This is a genomic window from Nocardioides sp. JS614, assembly GCF_000015265.1.
Taxonomy (GTDB): domain Bacteria; phylum Actinomycetota; class Actinomycetes; order Propionibacteriales; family Nocardioidaceae; genus Nocardioides.
Window position 1 is genome coordinate 3435128 of sequence record NC_008699.1, and the last position, 17212, is coordinate 3452339.

Consider the following 17212-nt stretch of genomic DNA (forward strand, 5'->3'; position numbering starts at 1 on the left):
TGACATGTCGACGACTGCCCTTGGCCTGTCCGCAGACCACGACCTCTCGATCTCCTGGAGCACCCACCGCGATGTCTCACGACTTCACGCAGCACACGCACGACCTCTCTGACTCCGACCCGTCCGATCTCGACGCGGCCTTCGTCTTCGACTTCACCACGTACGACGAGCCCGAGGACGACACCCAGCGCTGGTCGACCTGGCTCAGCGTCGAGCCGCTCTGCCGCGGCCCGGAGCCCCGCCCCGACTGGGTGGTGACCTCCCAGGCCGCCGTCGACACCGAGCTCGGCATCCTCAAGACCGGCAAGGAGGCCGACGCGTTCCTGCTCGAGCGCTCGGTCCCCGGCAGCCCGCCCCCGGACCGAGGCGGCCTCGGGCAGTCGGTCGTCATGGTGGCGAAGCGCTACCGCAGCAACGAGCACCGCACCTTCCACCGCGCGGCGGCCTACACCGAGGGCCGCAGCGTGAAGCGGTCCCGCGACCAGCGGGCGCTCAAGCGCAAGAGCACCTGGGGCAAGGTCGTCGCCAGCAGCGAGTGGGCCGTCTCCGAGTGGGACGCGCTCAAGCGGTGCTGGTCGCTCGGGCTTCCGGTCCCCTACCCCGTCCAGATCGACGGCACGGAGATCCTGATGGAGTGGATCACCGACGACGACGGCGAGAGCGCGCCGCGGCTCGCCCAGACCCGGCCGGAGCGCGACCTGCTGGCGTCGTACTTCGACCAGCTGCGCGAGGTGCTCGCGACGATGGTCGGCAACGGGATCGTGCACGGTGACCTGTCGGCGTACAACCTGCTCGCCGCCGGCGAGCGGCTGGTCGTCATCGACCTGCCGCAGATCGTGGACCTGGTCGGCAACACCAACGGCCTGGACTTCCTGATGCGCGACTGCGCGAACGTCTGTGGCTGGTTCCGGTCCCGCGGGCTCGCCGTCGACGAGCAGGACCTCTTCGCCGAGCTGATGACCCATGCGTTCTAGCGGGTTCTAGGTTGACTGTGTGAAACGCACCCGCGGCCGCGTCGTCAACGTCGAGACCCTGGCGGAGCTCGACGACCGGCTGGCCGCGGGTGCGACCACGCTGCGAGGGTGGCGGATCCGCGAGGTCGACCTGTCCGGCCGGCACGACGCGCTGGCCCGGGTCCGGCTCGCCGGGGCGACGTTCCTCGGGTGCACGTTCGCCCCGGGTGACGAGGCGATGGTGCGGGCGGCCGGCGCCCTGGTGCTCCCGGCGACACCGGAGACGCCCGTCGACACGGCACGGGAGGCGCTCTACACGCCGGAGGAGCTGTACGACGACCTCGACTACCCCGGGTCGCTCGACGCGCGCGCCTACGCCTGGTCGCAACGGCCGTCGACCCGCGAGAAGGCCCTGGCCCGCGCACTCCACGACCACGCGATCGACCTCGCGCTGGAGTCCTGGATCGAGGGCCGCCACCTGGTCGGCGTGATGGGCCGGCACACGGCGGATCGCGGCGACCCGACGTTCACCGAGGCCGCCCGACTGGGCTCCGCGCTCGGTGCGACCCGCGTGGTCGCGACCGGGGGCGGACCGGGAGCGATGGAGGCGGCGAACCTCGGCGCCTGGCTGGCGCACCGGCCCGACGCGCTGGAGGAGGCGCTGTCGATGCTGACCGCGGTCCCGTCGTACCGGCCCTCGATCGGAGCCTGGGCCGAACGCGCCTTCGAGGTCCTCGCCCGGTTCCCGGACGGCGTCGAGTCGCTCGGGATCCCCACCTGGCACTACGGGCACGAGCCGCCGAACGTCTTCGCGACCGCGATCGCGAAGTACTTCCGCAACTCCACCCGCGAGGCCACCCTGCTCGAGATCTGTGACGCCGGCATCGTGTTCCTGCCCGGCGCCGGCGGTACCGTGCAAGAGGTCTTCCAGGACGCGTGTGAGAACTACTACGCCGACGAGTCCTCGATCGCGCCGATGGTGCTGGTCGGGGCCCGATACTGGACCGAGGACCTACCGGCCTGGCCGCTGCTGAGCCGGCTCGCCCGCGGTCGGCCGATGGCGGACCACATCCATCTCGTCGACTCCTGGCAGGAGGCGGCGAACCTGTTCGTTTCGGGGACGTGAGCGGCGGCCCGAGCCTAGATTGACGCGGTGCAGATCTCTCGCCGCGACCTCCTCCGTTCCGCCGCCGCAGCCGGTGGCGTCGCCGCTCTGGGCGGACTCGGCGGCCTGTCCGCCGAGGCCGTCGCCGGCACTGTCAGCCGATCGGGCACTCCGGGGGTCACCCGAAGTGTGGTCCTGGGCAAGGGGCGTCCCGGGGTCGGCGGATACCGACCGGTCGTCGCGCGGCCCGGCGAGGGCTCGTTCGTGCGAACAACCCTGGCCGATGCACGCGCTGGGCGGGCCGCCCGCCGTCAGGGCCTCGTTGCATTCGCCCAGGTCAGTGATGTACACATCGTGGACACCGAGTCGCCGATGCGGGTCGAGAACGCGGAGGCGTTCAGCAGCTCGGCGTACCGCCCGCAGGAGTTCCTGACCCTGCATGTCGCGGAGGCCATGGTCCAGGGCATCAATGCACTGCAGGCTGGCCCCGTGACCGGAACTGCACTCTCGTTCGTCTTGCAGACCGGCGACAACGCCGACAACGCGCAGTACAACGAGGTGCGCTGGAACATCGACGTCCTCGACGGCGGCCCGATCCAGCCGGACTCCGGGGACCACACCAAGACCGAGAGCGTCGCAGACTCCCTCGACCCGGCGTTGTACGACGTGATGTTCTGGCACCCGGAGGGCACCCCCGAGGGGAAGACCGACGACGACGCGCGCGCGAAGTACGGCTTCCCCATGATCCCGGGCCTGCTGGACAAGGCCCGGGCGCCGTTCGAGGCCACCGGCCTGGACCTGCCGTGGTACAGCGTGATGGGCAACCACGACAAGCTCGTGCAGGGCAACAACCACCCGACGGCGAGCGACCTGGCCCGCGCGACCGGCGACAGGAAGACCGTCGGCGTCAAGAGCCGCATCGTCACCCCCGACCCGGACCGCCGTCAGCTCAGCACCGCCGAGATCGTCGAGGAGCACTTCACGACCACCGCCCTGCCGGGGCCGGTCGGGCACGGATACACCGAGCAGAACCGCAGCGACGGCACCGCCTACTACACCTTCGACCGCGGTCGGATCCGGTTCGTGGTGATGGACACCGTCAACGCCAACGGCGGCGACGAGGGCTCGCTGAGCCAGACGCAGTTCGCCTGGATCAAGGACCTGATCGCGGCCTCGCGGCGTAAGCTGCTGGTGTTCTCCAGCCACCACCCCTCCTGGAGCATGGTCAACGAGCTAACCGGCGACGTCGACCCCGGCCCGCGCGTGCTCGGCACCGCACTGGTCAGGGAGCTGCTCGAGCACGACAACGTGATCGCCTGGGTCAACGGCCACACGCACAGCAACAAGATCAAGGCGCACCGACGCGTCGAGGGCGTGGGCAAGGACAAACACGTCGTCGGTGGGTTCTGGGAGATCAACACCGCCTCGCACATCGACTGGCCACAGCAGGGCCGGATCGTGGAGATCGCGGACAACCAGGACGGGACTCTCTCCATCTTCACGACGCTGCTGGATCACGCCGCGCCGGTGGCGTGGGACGCTGCGCGGCTGGGCGAGCCGCTCCAGCTGGCCGCGCTGTCACGCGAGCTCGCCGCCAACGACTGGCAGGAGCGAGACAACCAGCGGCACGGCAAGCCGTCCTCGCGCAATACCGAGCTGTTGGTGCGGGCCCCGCGCTTCCTGCGGTAGCCCGGGCGGCCGTCACCCCCGGATCACGCGGCGCGGCGGTGGGTGGCGCGCGCCGCGATCACGTCGCGGTAGTGGTGGACCAGCGCGTCGTTGACGCCGTCCCAGGACCGGCCGGCCACGCTGCGGCGCGCCGCGAGCCCCATCCGGCGACGAAACAGCCGGTCCGAGGCGAGAGCGTCGACGTACGACCTCAGCTCCGCGCGGCTGCCGGGCTCGTAGAGGAAGCCGGCCACGCCGTCGGCGACCACGTCGACCGGGCCACCGGCCCGCGGCGCCACCACCGGCACCCCGGAGGCCAGCGCCTCTTGAGCGGACTGGCAGTAGGTCTCGTGGCGACCGGTGTGCACGAACATGTCGAGCGACGCGTAGGCGCGGCTCAGGTCGTCACCGTGCAGGACGCCGAGGAACCTCGCGTCGGGGAGCAGCGAGCGCAGCCGCGGCGCCTCAGGCCCTCCGCCGACGATGACCAGTCGGTAGCGCGCGTCACCCGCGAGACACGTGAGCAGGTCGAGCTCCTTCTCGGCGGCCAGCCTGCCGACGTACCCGATCAGCAGCCGCCCCTCGGGTGCGAGCTGCTGGCGCAGCTCTACAGAGCGGTGGACAGGGTGGAACTGCTGGAGGTCCACGCCACGGGGCCACAGCGCCGTCGCGTGGATCCCGAGGTCGGCGAGCTGGCGCAGGCTGGTCGACGAGGGGGCGAGCGTGCGGTCGACGCCCTGGTGGATCCGGCGGGTCAGGTAGGCCATCGCCCGCTGGCCGCCGGCGATGTCGTAGCGCTCGGCGAAGCCGACCAGGTCGGTCTGGTAGATCGCAACCGTCGGGATGCCGAGCTCCTCGGCGGCACGCACGGCCTGGTGGCCGAGCGTGGCCGGCGAGGCGACGTGCACGACGTCGGGACGGAACCGCACCATCACCGCCCGGAGCCGGGCCCGTGTCTCCAGCCCGATCCGGAAGTCGCGGTAGAACGGCAGGCTCGCGCCGCGCGCCCGGGTGACGGGGAAGCCGGCGTACGTCGCCGGCCCCGTCGGCGCCACCAGCTCGGCCGGGTGCCCCTCGGCAGCAAGGTGGTCGAGGACGCGGCGCACCGAGTTGGTGACCCCGTTGACCTGGGGCAGGAACGACTCGGCGACGACGAGCACGCGGAGCCGGTCGGTCGGAGCAGTCGGGAGCTCGTGGGGTTCGGTGTGGTGCCGGCGCAGTCGCATGGTGCGTCCTTCGGGAGACGGTGTCCATCCGTCTCGGACCCTGCCGACCGGCGCGGAACGCGCGCCGATGCCGACGCGAACGCCACGTGAATGGTGGCGGTCAGGCCTCGGTCGCAGCGAGCTGCCCGCAGGCTCCGTCGATCTCACGGCCGCGGGTGTCGCGCACCGTGGTCGGGATCGCCTTCGCCTCGAGCCGGCGCACGAACTCGCGCTCGTCGGCCGGGTCGGACGCGGTCCACTTCGAGCCGGGCGTCGGGTTCAACGGGATCAGGTTGACGTGCACCCAGCCCCAGTCGCCATAGCCGCGGAGCACGTCACCCAGCAGGTCGGCCCGCCAGGCCTGGTCGTTGATCCCGCGCATCATGGCGTACTCGATGGAGACGCGCCGCTTGGTGACCTTGGCGTAGTTCCACGCGGCCTCGACGGTCTCCGCGACCGAGAACCGGGTGTTGATCGGGACCAGCTCGTTGCGCAGCTCGTCGTCGGGGGCGTGCAGGGAGAGCGCCAGCGTCACCGGGATGCCCTCGTCGGCGAGCTGACGCATCCGCGGCACCAGCCCGACGGTGGAGACGGTGACGCCGCGCGCGCTCATCCCGAGCCCGTCCGGCGCCGGGTCGGTGAGCCGGCGGACGGCTCCGAGCACGGCCTTGTAGTTGGCCAGCGGCTCGCCCATGCCCATGAACACGACGTTGGAGACCCGTCCCGGACCGCCGGGCACCTCGCCGCGGGCGAGCGACCGGGCGCCGGCCACCACCTGCTCGACGATCTCCGCGGTGGACATGTTCCGCTGCAGACCACCCTGGCCGGTCGCGCAGAACGGGCAGGCCATGCCACAGCCGGCTTGGCTGGACACGCACATCGTGGCCCGGTCGGGGTAGCGCATCAGCACCGACTCGACGAGGGCGCCGTCGAAGAGGCGCCACAGCGTCTTGCGGGTGGTGCCGCGGTCGGCCTCCATCGTCCGCAGCGGCGTCATCAGTCCGGGCAGCAGCCCGGCCACCAGCTCGGCGCGCTGGCCGGCGGGCAGGTCGGTCATCTGGTCGGGATCGTCGACGAGCCGCGAGAAGTAGTGGGTGGAGAGCTGCTTGGCCCGGAAGCCGGGCAGCCCGAGCTCCTTGGCGTACGCCGTGCGCTCGTCCGGCGCGAGGTCGGCGAGGTGCCGCGGCGGCTTCTTGCGACCGCGCGGCTCGTCGAAGACCAGGGGCAGGGAGGTGCGCTCGGAGTCGGACATCAGACCTCGATCATCCCATCCGGGTGGGCGGCCGGGCGATTCGCCGACGCGCACCGCCACGGTCGGTTCAGCTCTGGTAGGTGACCATGAACCAGAGGACCACGGCGCTCACGCCTCCGACGACGAGGGCGGTCACGCCCATCCCGACCAGCATGTACTTCCCGAACCGCCGGGTGCGCGGGGCGATCACCAGCCCGATGGGGACTGCGAGCGTCACCAGCACCAGCGGGAACAGGTCCTCGGCGGTGTGGTACTCGAAGATCCAGCCCAGGATCGCGGCGAACAGGCCGGGCACGACGATCACGAACGCCAGGCCGGTGAAGAAGCCGACGAGCGACGTGAACGTCGGGTGGTCGCGGTGCCACCAGTCCGGCTGGCGCTCGCCGGCAGTGGCCTGTTCGTCGGTGGACATCACGACGACTGTACGGCCGGATCGACCTCGATGACGTCCGGCATGCCGAGCGGCCTGACGAGCATCAGTAGACCAAGTAGTGCAGCAGCAGCCAGATCGGCGCGATCGTGGCGAGCAGGGAGTCGAGGCGGTCCATCAGGCCGCCGTGGCCGGGGATCACCTGACTCATGTCCTTGATGCCGAGGTCGCGCTTGATCACCGACTCACAGAGGTCGCCCAGGGTGGCCATCACCACGGCGATCAGGCCGAGCAGCAGCCCGACCCACCAGTCGCCCTCGAGCAGGTAGACGACCAGCGCCCAGCCTGCCGCCAGGCAGAAGACCACGGATCCGGCGAAGCCCTCCCAGGACTTCTTCGGTGAGATCACCGGCGCCATCGGGTGCCGGCCGAAGAGCACCCCGGCGGCGTACCCACCGGTGTCCGAAGCGACGGTGACCAGGACGAACGCCACGATCCCCTGCACGCCCGCGTCGTCGAGGCCGGCCGCGTTGACGCCGCCGCCCTCCGCGAGCAGCAGCGCGACGAACGACCCCAGGAACGGCACGTACACGAGGCTGAACACCGAGGCCGTGGCGTTCTGGACGTAGCCGTCGACCCCTCGCTGCAGCAGCCAGAGCATGATCACGAGTGCCGCCACCGCGGTGGCGGCGACCAACGCCGGCGCCCCCCAGAAGTAGGCGACCGCGATCATGACGACACCACCGACCATCAGCGGCTGCTCGGGCAGGTCGATGCCCAAGGCACGGAAGCCGCGGTGCAGCTCCCAGATCGCGACCACGACCGCCACGGCGACGATCACCATGAAGGCGGTCTTCCAGAACAGCAGCGAGAGCGCGATCGCGCCCAGCAGCACGATCGCGGACCCGACCGCCGCGGGCAGGTTGCGGCCCGCCCGACCGTGATCCTTCAGCGGCGGGCCCGAGCCGGACGGCACGGACGAGGGGACGGGAGGCTGGGTCGCCGGCGGCATCCCGGACGGAGCGTCGGACATGGCTTGTCGAGTGCTCAGACCTCGAGCAGCTCGGCCTCCTTGTGCTTGAGCATCTCGTCGATGGCGTCGGTGTGCTTCTTGGTCAGGCCGTCGAGGCGCTTCTCGGCCCCGGTCAGGTCGTCCTGGCCGACCTCGCCGTCCTTCTCGAGGCGCTCGAGGTGCTGCTTGGCGGTACGCCGCAGGTTGCGGACCGCCACCCGGCCCTCCTCGGCCTTGTGCCGGGAGATCTTGATGTACTCCTTGCGGCGCTCCTCGGTGAGCTCCGGGAACACGCAGCGGATCACCTTGCCGTCGTCGGCCGGGTTGACGCCCAGGTCGGAGTCGCGGATCGCCTTGAGGATGTTGTGCATCGCGCCCTGGTCGTACGGTGCGATCAGGATGATCCGCGCCTCAGGGGCGGTGAACGAGGCGAGCTGCTGGAGCGGCGTCGGCGAGCCGTAGTAGTCGACGACGATCTTGTTGAACATGCTCGGGTTGACCCGGCCGGCGCGGATCGCCGCGAACTCCTCGCGCGTCGCCTCGACCGACTTGTCCATCTTGCCGTCGGCCTCGTTGAGGATGTCGTTGATCACGGGTACTCCTAGCGTCGCTGGTAGGTGCTCAGGACCGGGCGATCAGCCCGCGGTCACGAGCGTGCCAATCCTCTCACCCTGCACGACGCGCAGGATGTTGCCCTCCGGCTCCATGCCGAACACCACCATCGGGAGCTTGTTCTCCCCACAGAGCGCGAACGCGGTCTGGTCCATGATCCTCAAGCCCCGCGCGATGGCCTCGTCGTAGGTGAGGTCGTCGAACTTGGTCGCGGTCGGGTCCTTGTGGGGGTCGGCGGTGTAGACGCCGTCGACCCCGTTCTTGGCCACGAGCACGACGTCGCACCGGCTCTCCAGCGCCCGCTGCACCGCGACCGTGTCGGTGGAGAAGAAGGGCATGCCCATGCCGGCGCCGAAGATCACGACGCGACCCTTCTCCATGTGCCGGATCGCCCGCCGTGGGATGTAGGGCTCTGCGACCTGGCCCATGGTGATGGCGGTCTGCACGCGAGTCTCGACACCCAGCTTCTCCAGGAAGTCCTGGAGGGCCAGGCAGTTCATCACGATGCCGAGCATGCCCATGTAGTCCGCACGGACGCGGTCCATGCCGCGCTGCTGGAGCTCCGCGCCGCGGAAGAAGTTGCCGCCGCCGGTCACGATCGCGATCTGCACCCCGGCGTTCACGACGGCGGCGATCTCGCGGGCCACCGTCTGGACGACGTCAGGGTCGACGCCGACCTTGCCCCCGCCGAACATCTCGCCCGACAGCTTGAGCAGGACGCGCTTGTATCCGGTCACGGGCGGCTCCTTCGTGGGGCAGGAAGCGAGAAGGCCGGTCCGATGATCAGGGTCGCTGTCATCGAACCGGCCTCCTCGATTGGTCTGGGCTAGAACCTATCTGCTCACGCGCCGACCTCGAAACGGGCGAACCGCTTCACGGTGGTGCCGGCCTCGTCCAGGACGGCCTTGACGCTCTTCTTGCTCTCGGTGACCGACGGCTGCTCGAGCAGCACGACGTCCTTGAAGAACCCGTTGAGCCGGCCCTCGGTGATCTTGGCGATCGCCTGCTCGGGCTTGCCCTCCTCACGAGAGGTCGCCTCGGCGATCTCCCGCTCCTTGGCGACCCGGTCCCCGGGGACCTCCTCGCGGGTGAGGTACTGCGGCCGCATGGCCGCGATCTGCATCGCGGCACCCCGGGCGCCGGCCTCGGCGCCGTCGTACTCGACGAGCACGCCGACCGCGGGCGGCAGGTCGGCCGCACGCTTGTGCATGTAGGCCACGACCGGGCCGTCGAAGTAGGCCACCCGGCCGAGCTCGATCTTCTCGCCGATGGTGATCGCGAGGTTCTCGACGACCTCGCCGACGGTCTTGTCGCCGAGCCGGACAGCCTTGAGGGCCTCCACGTCGCCGGCCTTGGCCTCGTCGGCCGCGTCGGCGATCTGCTGGGCGGCGGCGACGAAGTCGTCACCCTTGGCGACGAAGTCGGTCTCGCAGTTGAGCTCGACCAGGGCGCCACCGGAGGTGGCGACCAGGCCGTTCGAGGCCTCGCGCTCGGCACCGCGCTCGGCCATCTTCTTGCCGAGCTTGATGCGGATCAGCTCGGCGGCCTTCTCGAAGTCGCCGTCGGCCTCCTCGAGCGCCTTCTTGCAGTCCATCATGCCGGCGCCGGTGAGCTCACGGAGCTTCTTGACGTCGGCGGCGGAGATGTTCGCCATGGTCCTTCTTCCTCGAAGTGTCGGCAGGTTGTCGTCAGTGCTGCGGCAGCGGGCGGGGCCCGATCAGGCCTCGGCGTCGGCGGCCGGCTGCTCGGTGGCAGGCTCGGCCGCCTCGCTGACCGCTGCAGCCTCGCTGGCCGCACCGGTCGACTCCGCGGCAGGGGTCTCCTCGGTGGCGGCACCGCCGGTCGCGTCGACCGCGGCCTGCTCGGCCTCGCCGCCCAGCAGCTCGCGCTCCCACTCGGCCAACGGCTCCTCGGCGCCCACGGCCTCGGCGCCCTCGCCGGCCTTGACGCCCGAGCGGGCGATCAGGCCCTCCGCGACGGCGTCGGCGACCACGCGGGTCAGCAGGCCGACCGCGCGGATCGCGTCGTCGTTGCCCGGGATCGGGAAGTCGACCAGGTCGGGGTCGCAGTTGGAGTCCAGGATGCCGATGATCGGGATGCGCAGCTTGCGCGCCTCCTCGACCGCCAGGTGCTCCTTGTTGGTGTCGACGATCCAGACGGCGGAGGGGGTCCGCGTCATCTCGCGGATGCCGCCGAGCGACTTGTTCAGCTTGTCGCGCTCGCGGCGCATCTGCAGCAGCTCCTTCTTGGTGCGGCTGCTGCCGGCCACGTCGTCGAAGTCGATCTCGTCGAGCTCCTTGAGGCGGTTGATCCGCTGGTGCACCGTCGAGAAGTTCGTGAGCATGCCGCCGAGCCAGCGCTGGTTGACGTACGGCATGCCGACCCGGGTCGCCTGCTCGGCGATCGCCTCCTGGGCCTGCTTCTTGGTGCCGACGAACATGATCGTGCCGCCCTTGGCCACCGTCTCCTTGACGAAGGCGTAGGACCGGTCGATGTAGGCCAACGACTGCTGCAGGTCGATGATGTAGATGCCGTTGCGCTCGGTCATGATGAAGCGCTTCATCTTCGGGTTCCAGCGACGGGTCTGGTGCCCGAAGTGCACGCCGCTCTCGAGAAGCTGGCGCATGGTCACGACTGCCATGTGAATCTCCTGTTGTGTCGGGCCCACCGCCGTTCGCGCCCGGCCTTCGAACAGGCCGGACCGGGGCGGTCCCAGTCGTAGTTTTCAGTTGCTGCACCCGACGGGTGTCGGCTGCCCTGACGCTGCGCGCAACCCGACCGTCCGGTCGCCCGGACGGACTGAGGGTCGTCGCCCACGGGTGGTCGGGACCTCGGAGTTCCAGGGCCCGTCGCGGTCTGCGAGCGTGCGAAGTCAATCCACAAGGATTGCGTCGATCAGCCTAGTCGACGCCGGGGCGGGGCCGCCAATCCGGGGAGGCTCCGGGCCCGGCCCGGTCACCGCGCACAGGCCCGCCTCGGACCGGGTCGTCCCCAGGAGGCCACGGGCCGGTCGCGGCGGGCGCGTCGAGGGCGCAGGGTCGACCCATGGCCAGCCGACCCACCGCCCGCCACGTCGTCCCGACCCTCCTACTGGGTCTGGTGCTGGTCCTGCTCGCCGCGCCGCCCGCCTCGGCGGGCGAGACCGACCCGGTCGGCGTGTGGCCGTTGCTGCCCGCACCCTCGGTCGTCGCCGGGCTCGACCCGCCCGATGACCCGTGGGGCGCCGGGCACCGTGGCGTCGACCTGCTCGGCTCGCCGGGTCAACCGGTCCGCGCCGCACTGCCGGGCCGGGTCACCTGGGCCGGGCCGCTGGCCGGGCGCGGTGTGGTGGTCGTGGACCACGGCGCGACCCGCACGACCTACGAGCCCGTCGACGCCTCGGTCGGCGTGGGCGCGACGATCGCGGCAGGCGATCGGATCGGCCGGCTCTCGGCCGTCGGGTCGCACTGCCCGCCACGGGCGTGCCTGCACTGGGGATGGATCCGCGGTGACACCTACCTCGACCCACTGCGGCTCGTCGGCGCCGGACCGGTGCGACTGTTGCCGCTCTGGCGCGACGAGCCGGTCGGCCGCGGCGCCGTCGCGTCGCCGTGGCGTCCGCCGTCGCTGGTGTACGCCGGCTGGGTCGCGCCGATGGCGCTATGGGCCCGTCCTCAGGCTCTGGGGTGTGCCTGCTGGTAGGCCCGCCGCAGCCGCTCGGTGCTGACGTGGGTGTAGATCTGGGTGGTCGCAAGCGAGGCGTGGCCGAGCAGCTCCTGCACCGAGCGCAGGTCGGCGCCGCCCTCGAGCAGGTGCGTGGCGGCGGTGTGCCGCAACCCGTGCGGGCCGATGTCGGGCGCGCCCGGCACCTCCGCGATGCGCCGGTGCACGACCGTGCGGACCGCGCGCTGGTCGATGCGGCGGCCGCGGGCGCCGAGGAACAGCGCGGCGCCGCTCCCCTCGACCGCGAGCAGCGGCCGGCCGTGCTTGAGCCAGAAGTCCACGGCGCGGGCGGCGGGCCGCCCGAACGGAACGGTCCGCTCCTTGCGGCCCTTGCCGAGCACCCGGACCACGTTGCGCTCGCGGTCCAGGTCGTCGATGTCGAGGCCGACGAGCTCTCCCACCCGGATGCCGGTCGCGTAGAGCAGCTCGAGCATCGCCACGTCGCGCAGACCGACCGGGCTGCCGTCGTCGGCGTGCTCGACCGCCGCGCGGACCAGGTCGGCCGCTTCGTCGGTGCGCAGCACCGGTGGCAGCGTCCGGTGCGCCTTGGGCGCACCGAGGCTCGCGCCGGCGTCCAGCGGAGTGCGGCCGGTGCGAGCCAGCCAGGCGGTGAACACCCGCGCTGCGGTAGCCCGACGGGCGAGGGTGGTCCGGGAGCGGCCCATGGTCTGCTGCTTGGCCAGCCAGCTCCGCAGGGTCCGCAGGTCGAGGTCGCCGGGCTCGGTCTGGCCGAGCCGGCTGGCATGCTCCAGGAGCCCGGCCACATCCCCGATGTACGCACGCACCGTGTGCTCGGACAGGTCCCGCTCGGCGGCGAGGTGACGCTCGTAGTCGCCGAGCGCCCGGGCCATCGCCTCGGGAAGCCGCGCCGACTGCTCCTCCTCGCTCACGCCCCGAGTCTAGGAAGGAGGCCGGGCGCTACTGGTGAGCCAGTGCGGCGAGCCGCCAACCGCCCGGGACCTGCTCGGCGAGGCCGCGCTCGGCGAGCGCGACGAGCACCTTGCGGGCTTCGGTGAGACCGAGGCCGGCGGTGCGGGCGATCGATGTCTCGGGGGCCGCTTGGGCCACCGGCACCGCGTCGAGCACCTGCCGCTGGCGGGTGGTGAGTCGGTCGCGGGACCGGACCGGGCCGCGCGGCTCGGCGGCGAGGTGCTGGCCCGTGGCACTGACCACCTCGAGCACGTCCGCGCCCGAGGTCACCAGGACGGCGGCCTGGGAGCGGATCAGGTGGTGCACGCCCTCCGACGGCGCGCTGGTCACCGGCCCGGGCACGCCGAGCACGTGCCGGTTGAGGCGGGTGGCCCAGTTCGCCGTGTTGAGCGCGCCGCTGCGCGCCGCGGCCTCCACGACCACGGTGCCGACGCTCAGCGCGGCGATCAGCCGGTTGCGCGCGAGGAACCGGAGCTGGGTCGGCGACCAGCCCGGCAGCGCCTCGGACACGACCGCACCGTGGCCGGCGATGTATTCGATCAGCTCTCGGTGTGCGGCGGGATAGCACCGGTCGGCGCCGCACGCGAGCACCGCCACCGTCGACCCGCCGCCGACGAGCGCCCCGCGGTGCGCGGCCTGGTCGATCCCGTAGGCGGCACCGGAGACGACGGCGCGGTCGACGGCCGCGATCGCAGCCGCGAGGTCGGTGGCGACCTCGGCGCCGTAGGTCGTGGCGGACCGGGACCCGACGACGGCGACGGACCCGGCGAGGTCGTCGAGCCGGGCCGGGCCGCGCACCCACAGGCCGAGTGGGGCGCCGCCGCGGTTCTGCAGTGGAGCGGCCGTGGCCAGGTCGTCGAGCTGGGTCGGCCACTCCTCGTCTCCCGGGACGACGAAGCGCAGGCCTCGGTCGGCTGCCCGGGCCAGGGTCCGCTGCGGGTCCTCGGCCGCGCGGCGCGCGTCGGGATCGGTCTGGAGCTCCTCGAGCGTGTGCCCGGTCAGCAGCAGCTCGTGGACCGCGGCTGGCCCGAGCCGGGTGACCCAGTCCAGGAGCCGGGGGTCGCCGGGCTCACCGAGCGCCGACAGCGCGACCCGAAGCAGGCGGTCCTCCTCGGACGCGCTCATCCGACCCGCTCCAGCATCGACAGCAGCAGGAGGTCGCCGGTGCGGAGGCGCAGCGCGGTGTCGACCTCGTCGAGACCGGGCTGGTCGAGGTGTCGCAGGTCGGCGACCGTCCAGGCGAGCCGGTGGACACGGGTGGCGCCGCGCCGGCTCAACCGCCCGTTGTAGAGCTGGTCGTCGACCGCCTTCTGGCCGGCCTTGGTCAACGGCCAGCGCTCCCGCAGCACCGGGCCGGGCGCATGCCCGTTGAGCCGCCAGCTCTCCTCGGCGTACCGCTCGGCCTGGCGAGCACGGGCCGCGACCACCCGCTCGCGGACCTGGGCCGTCGACTCCGGCGGCGCGAGATCGGCGAGCGCGTCGCGCTTCCGCAGGGGCGGCAGGTGCCGCACGATGTCGACCCGGTCCGTCACCGGCCCGGTGACCTTGTTGCGGTAGGCGCGGCGCTGCACCTCGCGACAGCTGCAGTTGTTGATCCGCACGTCTGCGCTGTAGTCGCCGCACGGGCACGGGTTGGCCGCGAGGACGACCATGCATCGCGCCGGGAGGGTCACCGACTCGTCGCGTCGGGCGACCGTGACGTCGCCGTTCTCGAGCGGCTGCCGCAGCGCCTCGATGACGTCGGAGTGGAAGAGCGGGAACTCGTCCAGGAAGAGGACCCCGGAGTGGGCCTTGCTGACCTCGCCGGGGCGGACGATGCCGAGGCCGCCGCCGATCAGGCTGGCCTTGCTGGCATCGTGGTGCGGCGCCGAGAACGGCGGTCTGGTCGGGAAGCCCGCGGCCGGGTCGAGGATGCCGGCTAGGGAGTGGATCGCGCTCAGCTCCACCGACTCGGCGTGGGTCAGGTCCGGGAGGATGCCGGCGATCCGCTCGGCGAGACTCGTCTTGCCGCACCCCTTAGGCCCCGACATCAGCAGATGGTGTCCGCCTGCGGCCGCCACCTCGACGGCGTAGCGGGCGTCGTCGATGCCGACCAGGTCGGCCAGGTCGAGCTCATCGAGCCGCTCCTGGCCGCGCCACGCGAGGAGCTGGGCGCCCGACATCGGCGCCACCGGTGGCGCGTCGGGTGGCTCCTCGTCACGGAGCACGGCGACCACCTGGCTCAACGAGCGCACCCCGATCACGCTCAGGTCCGGCACCATCGCGGCCTCGGCGACGTGCGGCTCGGGCACGAACACGGCCCGGATGCCGCGCGCGGCGGCGGCGAGGGCCATCGGCAGGACTCCCGCGGCAGAGCGCAGGTTGCCGTCCAGGGTGAGCTCGCCGATGAAGGCGGTGCCCTCGAGGGACCGGGCCGGCACGCTGCCGGCGGCCGCGAGGACCGAGACCGCGATGGCCAAGTCGAAGTGGGTGCCGCTCTTGGCCAGGTCGGCCGGCGAGAGCAGGATCGTGATCCGCCGGGTCGCGGGCCAGTCGAGCTCGCTGTTGATGATCGCCATCCGGCACCGGTCGCGGGACTCGCTGACCATCGTGTCGGCCCGGCCGACCATGGTGACGCCGACCTGACCGGGCGAGACGTCGGACTGGACGTCGATGAGGTGGCCCACGGCGCCGTGCAGCGAGACGGTGTGGGCGGTCGCGAAGGGCATCAGCCGATCCCCCGCACGTGGTCGACGACCGAGGATCCGCGGCGCGGCCGGACGATGCCGACCAGGTCGATCCGGATGTCCCGCACCGCGACGCCCCGGTCCTGGACCCAGCGCGACGCCAGCCGGCGCAGCCGGGCGACCTTGATGTCGGTGACGGCCTCGTGCGGGGTGCCGTAGCGCAGGCTGCTGCGGGTCTTGACCTCGCACACCACCAGGACGTCGCCGTCACGTAGGACCAGGTCGATCTCTCCCGCCTCACAGCGCCAGTTGCGCTCGAGCAGGACCATGCCCTGCCCCACCAGGTGGCGCGCGGCGAGGGTCTCGCCGTAGGCGCCCAGCGCCTGCTTGATCGCGGCCGCAGCCGAACTCGTCATGTTCTCGACCTCCTGCGCAGGAGCCTCCCCGGCAGCACGGACGAAGCGGGCCTGCGATCGGCGTCCTTGTGGACGACCGGGATCGGAGGCGGGCTGTGGACGCCGGGCGGGCCGGACGGCCCGGCCAGGCCAGGCCAGGCCAGGCCTGGGTACCGTTCACGCATGACCCCCGTGTTCACCCGTGACCGGGTCACGTGGGTCATGTACGTCGTGCTCGGCTGGTTCGCCTACCTCCAGGCCGCCCCGGGTCTCGTCGTCCCGCACCTGCGCGACGAGCTCGACCTGAGCTACTCCACCGGCGGCCTCCACGTCGCGGCGTTCGCGGCCGGGAGCATGGCGGCCGGCATCCTCACCGCGCCGTTGGAGACAGCCGTCGGCAGACGCCTCCTGCTGTGGACCGCCGCCACGCTGCTCGGAGCCGGGACGGTCGGCTTGACCGCCGGCACCGCCGCTGCGGTGACCATCGGGTCCGTGCTGGTGATGGGCCTCGGCGGCGGGCTGCTCATCGTGACCCTGCAGGCCGTGCTCTCCGACCAGCACGGCGACTTCCGCACCATCGCGCTGACCGAGGCGAACGTCTCCGCCAGCGTCGCCTACGTGGTCCTCATCGGCGCTCTCTCGCTGACCGCGGCGCTCGGACTGGGCTGGCGTACGGCGCTGCTGGCCTCGCTGGCCGTGCCGGTGCTGCTGTGGTGGCGCAACCGGGGGCTCGTCCTCGAGACCCCGCCGCCGTCAGCCACGGCGACCGGCCGCCTCCCGCGGGCGTTCTGGGTCGCGGCCGGGATCCTGGTGTGCACGACGGCGGCGGAGTGGTGCATCACCGGCTGGGGGTCGAGCTTCGTCGAGGAGGCCGTCGACGTCTCGGCGGATCGTGCGGTCTCGCTGATGATCGGCTACTTCGGCGGCGTCCTCGTCGGCCGGGTGGTCGGCAGCCGTCTGGCCCGGCGTACGGACCCCGCCCGCCTGCTCGCGGCCGCGCTCGTGGTCAGCACCGTCGGCTTCGTCGCGCTGTGGCCGGCGACCACGGCGGTGCAGGCCGTCGCCGGCCTCGCGCTGATCGGGCTCGGAATCGGCAACCTGTTCCCGATGGGCATGTCGCTCGCCGTCTCGTTGGCACCCGACCGGGCGGTGCTCGCCAGTGGCCGGGCGGTCACCGCGACCTCGTTCGCGGTGCTCCTCGCGCCCCTCACGGTCGGCGCGGTCGCCGACGCCACCTCTCTCAAGACGGCCATGGTCGCCGTCCCGGTGTTCCTCGCCCTGGCGGCCGCCGGGCTTGCCGTCGTGGCGCGGGTCGGCACTCCGGTGCGGATCCCGTCCTGAG

The 17212-nt window shown here is 72.0% G+C and carries 17 protein-coding genes; 5 read left to right on the forward strand and 12 right to left on the reverse strand.

The window, feature by feature from the left end:
* The first annotated feature begins 71 nt into the window (after positions 1–71).
* Genes NOCA_RS17845 through NOCA_RS17855 form a run of 3 tightly spaced genes read left to right on the forward strand, consistent with a single transcriptional unit; the run spans position 72 to position 3747 of the window.
* A complete protein-coding gene (locus NOCA_RS17845) occupies positions 72–974 on the forward strand; it encodes a serine protein kinase RIO (protein WP_041546649.1) in 903 nt (300 codons plus the stop codon).
* 19 nt (positions 975–993) lie between these two features.
* Positions 994–2079, forward strand: a complete 1086-nt coding sequence (locus NOCA_RS17850) for an LOG family protein (RefSeq protein ID WP_011756670.1) — start codon at positions 994–996, stop codon at positions 2077–2079.
* A 27-nt stretch (positions 2080–2106) separates the two neighbouring features.
* A complete protein-coding gene (locus NOCA_RS17855; protein WP_041546651.1) occupies positions 2107–3747 on the forward strand; it encodes a TIGR03767 family metallophosphoesterase in 1641 nt (546 codons plus the stop codon).
* Between the two features lie 23 nt (positions 3748–3770).
* On the opposite strand, the gene NOCA_RS17860 is transcribed toward NOCA_RS17855, so the two are convergent.
* The 8 genes from NOCA_RS17860 to rpsB all read right to left on the reverse strand — a co-directional run bounded on the left by NOCA_RS17860 (position 3771) and on the right by rpsB (position 10818).
* Entirely contained in the window at positions 3771–4952 is a 1182-nt protein-coding gene (locus tag NOCA_RS17860) for a glycosyltransferase family 4 protein (RefSeq protein ID WP_011756672.1), read from the reverse strand.
* 100 nt (positions 4953–5052) lie between these two features.
* Positions 5053–6183 (reverse strand): 23S rRNA (adenine(2503)-C(2))-methyltransferase RlmN, encoded by a 1131-nt coding sequence (gene rlmN / locus NOCA_RS17865; RefSeq protein ID WP_011756673.1) that lies wholly within the window; start codon positions 6181–6183, stop codon positions 5053–5055.
* 67 nt (positions 6184–6250) lie between these two features.
* Complete coding sequence (locus NOCA_RS17870) at positions 6251–6595, reverse strand: hypothetical protein (RefSeq protein WP_011756674.1); 345 nt, start codon at positions 6593–6595, stop codon at positions 6251–6253.
* Positions 6596–6659: 64 nt separating this feature from the next.
* A complete protein-coding gene (locus tag NOCA_RS17875; protein ID WP_011756675.1) occupies positions 6660–7586 on the reverse strand; it encodes a phosphatidate cytidylyltransferase in 927 nt (308 codons plus the stop codon).
* Positions 7587–7600: 14 nt separating this feature from the next.
* On the reverse strand, positions 7601–8155 hold the full coding sequence (gene frr / locus NOCA_RS17880; RefSeq protein ID WP_197687734.1) for a ribosome recycling factor: 555 nt from the start codon (positions 8153–8155) through the stop codon (positions 7601–7603).
* Between the two features lie 45 nt (positions 8156–8200).
* Positions 8201–8914 carry a UMP kinase gene (gene pyrH, locus NOCA_RS17885; protein ID WP_011756677.1) on the reverse strand — a complete coding sequence of 238 codons (714 nt, stop codon included), beginning with the start codon at positions 8912–8914 and terminating at the stop codon, positions 8201–8203.
* A 104-nt stretch (positions 8915–9018) separates the two neighbouring features.
* Complete coding sequence (gene tsf, locus NOCA_RS17890) at positions 9019–9831, reverse strand: translation elongation factor Ts (protein ID WP_011756678.1); 813 nt, start codon at positions 9829–9831, stop codon at positions 9019–9021.
* 63 nt (positions 9832–9894) lie between these two features.
* A complete protein-coding gene (rpsB, locus tag NOCA_RS17895) occupies positions 9895–10818 on the reverse strand; it encodes a 30S ribosomal protein S2 (RefSeq protein ID WP_011756679.1) in 924 nt (307 codons plus the stop codon).
* Positions 10819–11222: 404 nt separating this feature from the next.
* On the opposite strand from rpsB, the gene NOCA_RS17900 reads away from it, so the two are divergent.
* Positions 11223–11858 carry a M23 family metallopeptidase gene (locus NOCA_RS17900; RefSeq protein ID WP_011756680.1) on the forward strand — a complete coding sequence of 212 codons (636 nt, stop codon included), beginning with the start codon at positions 11223–11225 and terminating at the stop codon, positions 11856–11858.
* Here NOCA_RS17900 and NOCA_RS17905 read toward each other — a convergent pair.
* Genes NOCA_RS17905 through NOCA_RS17920 form a run of 4 tightly spaced genes read right to left on the reverse strand, consistent with a single transcriptional unit; the run spans position 11831 to position 15891 of the window.
* Positions 11831–12769 carry a tyrosine recombinase XerC gene (locus tag NOCA_RS17905; protein WP_011756681.1) on the reverse strand — a complete coding sequence of 313 codons (939 nt, stop codon included), beginning with the start codon at positions 12767–12769 and terminating at the stop codon, positions 11831–11833. The genes NOCA_RS17900 and NOCA_RS17905 overlap by 28 nt on opposite strands.
* A 28-nt stretch (positions 12770–12797) precedes the next feature.
* On the reverse strand, positions 12798–13934 hold the full coding sequence (gene dprA / locus NOCA_RS17910; RefSeq protein ID WP_011756682.1) for a DNA-processing protein DprA: 1137 nt from the start codon (positions 13932–13934) through the stop codon (positions 12798–12800).
* A complete protein-coding gene (locus tag NOCA_RS17915) occupies positions 13931–15517 on the reverse strand; it encodes a YifB family Mg chelatase-like AAA ATPase (RefSeq protein WP_011756683.1) in 1587 nt (528 codons plus the stop codon). Before NOCA_RS17915 ends, dprA begins: the two co-directional genes overlap by 4 nt.
* Positions 15517–15891: a YraN family protein gene (locus tag NOCA_RS17920; protein WP_011756684.1), complete on the reverse strand. Its 375-nt coding sequence runs from the start codon at positions 15889–15891 to the stop codon at positions 15517–15519. The genes NOCA_RS17915 and NOCA_RS17920 overlap by 1 nt, the downstream gene beginning before the upstream one ends.
* Before the next feature lie 171 nt (positions 15892–16062).
* Here NOCA_RS17920 and NOCA_RS17925 point away from each other — a divergent pair, with 171 nt between their 5' ends.
* Positions 16063–17211, forward strand: coding sequence for an MFS transporter (locus NOCA_RS17925; RefSeq protein ID WP_443189701.1), 1149 nt, complete (start codon positions 16063–16065; stop codon positions 17209–17211).
* Position 17212: the final 1 nt, after the last annotated feature.